This window comes from Boseongicola sp. (assembly GCF_057460485.1).
The window spans coordinates 1-3,109 of record NZ_JBVCWP010000392.1 but is presented as its reverse complement, the minus strand read 5'-3'; the positions used below and the strand labels follow the sequence as shown (position 1 = coordinate 3,109).

Below are 3,109 nucleotides of genomic sequence, written 5' to 3'. Positions count from 1 at the left end.
CGATCCGCACAACGTGGGCGCGATCCTGCGCTCGGCGGAGGTGTTCGGCGCCCGAGCCGTCATTGCCCCCCACCGCCATTCAGCGCCGGAAACCGGAGCCTTGGCGAAAACCGCCTCGGGTGCGCTGGAGCGTCAGCCCTATTTGCGCGTGCGCAACCTGTCGAAGGCGATGATCGGCCTACGCGAACTGGGTTATTTTATCATTGGTCTGGACGGAGAGGCGGACATGACGCTTGAGGCGGCGCTCGCAACCGCCCACGCTGCCCCGATCGCGCTGGCGCTTGGCGCCGAGGGTCCGGGCCTGCGAGAACTGACACGGGAAACCTGCGATGTTCTGGCCAAGATTCCCTTCGCAGGCTCTTTTGGCTCGTTGAATGTATCCAATGCGGCAGCGATATCGCTGTATGCCGCGTCCCGAAAGGCAAAAAATTAAGACCGATTCGGTCTGTTTTTATCGCAATTAGGCTTTCGGATCACGAAAACTCACGCGTTTTGGTCGGAATTTCACATGTCCGCGAGCCCTCTGGCGAAGGCTGTCTTTTCACGACATATTTGTGGTCACGAAAACAGGATAGCCCATGCAACTGACCCGCAGAACCACCTTGTCCCTATTGGCCGCAAGCGCCGCCATGCCCGTTTTGGCCGGTGAAAATCCAGTGTATTCAGAAGCGGGTATCGCCATCAACGGCTATGATCCGGTCGCCTATTTCAAGGCCGGAGAACCGGTCGCGGGATCGGTTGCCCATGCCACCGAATGGAATGGTGCCAAGCTGCTGTTTTCAAATGAGGAAAATAAATCAGAATTCGTAAAAAACCCGGATGAATTCGCGCCGCAGTACGGTGGCTATTGCGCCTACGCCGTGTCACGTGGCTATACCGCTTCGACCGATCCGGGTGCCTGGACGATCCACGACGGCAAGCTGTACCTGAACTATAACAAAGCGGTGCGCCTGCTTTGGTCACGCGACATCCCGGGGCATGTCTCCAGCGCCGACGGCAACTGGCCGGGCGTGCTGGAATAGGACCGTTACGTGACGTATGTTCACGAAATGTTTTAAAGCTCTTTAAAATCATTTGTGGCATTCTACATATATTAACGAAGCAGGAGGTGGAACTCCCTGTTTCATGACACTGTCCCTCGTTCCAAAAACTGGGCGCCTAAAGCATAGCTTTGGGCGCTTTTTTTGTCGGACGGAACAGGGAAGTCAGAAAATGCTGCCGGAAAAATTTCCAGCCCCGACTGCCTGCTCTTGGCTTGCATCAAGCACTGCGAAGAAGCCACAAAATCCATTTGGTTATCGTCGGCGCACGTCAGAAACTGTCACCCCAATGGACCAGCGCTCGGTCATGCACTAACATCCAACATCAAAAGGCAGTGAAGCTGGTGTCGGAGTAGATCTGGGATAGCATGCGTCCACAATAAAGTCTTAAAAAGCCTGGCTTCCGCGCCCTTGCACTTTCCACCGCGCGGACCAGGCGGGCTTTGATTGGGAGTATGCTTGCCAGCCGCATGGTACGGATGGCAAGTTGTTGGCTGACAAGCAGGGAATATACGAAATGGCGTCAATTCTGGACCGGGTTCGCGGGCTGTACGAAAATGACGACCCGGTTGCGCACCGCTTCCGCTATGGTCTGCTGGTCTTCGACCTCGGAACAATTCTGTTTGTGATCGTCACGTCATTTTTCCAACGCGGCAATTGGGTCGAATTCGTGGATTTTGTGCTCGGCATGCTGATCCTGACCGACTTTCTGGTCCGGATGTTGATAGAAACACGACGTCTTAAAGCGCTGTTTCGGCTTGCGACCTGGGCGGATATCGCCGCGGTGATTTCATTCCTCGCGCCAATAGCGGGCGAAGCCTTCGGATTCCTGCGCATTCTTCGCACACTGCGACTGCTGCACACGTATCAGTTGCTCGCCCGCCTGCGACAGGATTTCCGATATTTTCGCGACAACGAAGACGTCATCCTTGCAGCGATCAACCTGTCTGTTTTTCTTTTCGTCATGACCGGGCTGATTTTTGCCACGCAGTTCGGGCGCAACCCGGAAATCGGTAATTACGCGGATGCCCTGTATTTTACTGTAACCACGTTGACGACAACCGGCTTTGGCGATGTGACGCTGACAGGAACCGGCGGCAGGATGTTATCGGTCGCCGTAATGATATTCGGCGTAACGCTTTTTCTTCGATTGGCCCAAGTGTTATTCCGACCCGCCAAAGTCCGCCACGAGTGCAAAAATTGCGGACTTATGTTGCACGATCCGGACGCGGTCCACTGCAAGCACTGCGGCAAGACTATCCGGATTGAGACCGAAGGAACTGTATAGGAAATGGTGTAAAAGAAGGTCGAAGGCCGGTTCGGGCAGTTTTTCTCAGAAGACCGCTTCGCGCCTTGGCGCACTCGCGTCCAGCTTCATCACCACTGTGAAAGGAATGTTCCGTGAATGCCAAAACCGGCCATCGGCGCGGTGGCAAGTCACGAATCCAAAGTCGTCATTTTGGGGAGTCGGAAGCCAGATCGCCCGAGACTCTTCACTCTTCCGCCCATTTCTCGGCTTCTTGATTCAGCATCGTGAAAATGCGAAGCGCGCGACCGGTCAAGGGCTTTTCCAGTTCTCCCATCACGTCTGTCTCCTGAGCCAGATGCGCGACGACTTCCTCCAATTCCGCAATTGTCGCGCCGCTACGGATGATCTCCGCCGCCAAGTCGTCGCTGATGTCTCCGAACAGGCGTTGAACCTCGTCGTGGGTCGCTTTCATTGGTATCTTCCTTTCCGGTAGCGCCGTATCTAGTTACGGCATCACCTCGATATTGTTGATAACGTCATCAACTCCAAAGACGCACCATGCGTCACGTTCGGCCATTTTGCGCAGGTTCTCGCTGGCGAGGCTGCCTGTAAGTCGCACGACGCTCTTGCGAACGCCGACCCGGACCTGTGACGCATCTATGAGGGGATCGCGTTCCAGCACGACCCGCACGGCCTCTTCGATCTGTATCGGCGCGTCTTCTTCCGGCGGATCGACTTCAAGCCCGTTGACGACATCGCGCACACCCGGTGTCCACCAAGCCATCACGCCGGCCAACCGCTTCGATACCAGACCCGGCGT

5 protein-coding genes are annotated in these 3,109 nt (G+C 55.7%); 3 read left to right on the top strand and 2 right to left on the bottom strand.

From position 1 onward, the window contains the following. The 3 genes from AC221Y_RS22620 to AC221Y_RS22610 all read left to right on the top strand — a co-directional run. On the top strand, nucleotides 1-433 hold a 433-nt coding region (locus AC221Y_RS22620; protein ID WP_486708546.1), incomplete at its 5' end, for a 23S rRNA (guanosine(2251)-2'-O)-methyltransferase RlmB. Nucleotides 434-578: 145 nt separating this feature from the next. After that, nucleotides 579-1,022 carry a YHS domain-containing (seleno)protein gene (locus tag AC221Y_RS22615; RefSeq protein ID WP_486708545.1) on the top strand — a complete coding sequence of 148 codons (444 nt, stop codon included), beginning with the start codon at nucleotides 579-581 and terminating at the stop codon, nucleotides 1,020-1,022. Nucleotides 1,023-1,557: 535 nt separating this feature from the next. Continuing rightward, on the top strand, nucleotides 1,558-2,328 hold the full coding sequence (locus AC221Y_RS22610) for an ion channel (protein ID WP_486708547.1): 771 nt from the start codon (nucleotides 1,558-1,560) through the stop codon (nucleotides 2,326-2,328). 205 nt (nucleotides 2,329-2,533) lie between these two features. On the opposite strand, the gene AC221Y_RS22605 is transcribed toward AC221Y_RS22610, so the two are convergent. Together AC221Y_RS22605 and AC221Y_RS22600 are read right to left on the bottom strand one after the other, a co-directional pair. Further along, complete coding sequence (locus AC221Y_RS22605; protein WP_486708544.1) at nucleotides 2,534-2,761, bottom strand: hypothetical protein; 228 nt, start codon at nucleotides 2,759-2,761, stop codon at nucleotides 2,534-2,536. A 33-nt stretch (nucleotides 2,762-2,794) separates the two neighbouring features. Then, nucleotides 2,795-3,109 (bottom strand): BON domain-containing protein (locus tag AC221Y_RS22600; RefSeq protein WP_486708543.1); only part of this gene is annotated, 315 nt, incomplete at its 5' end.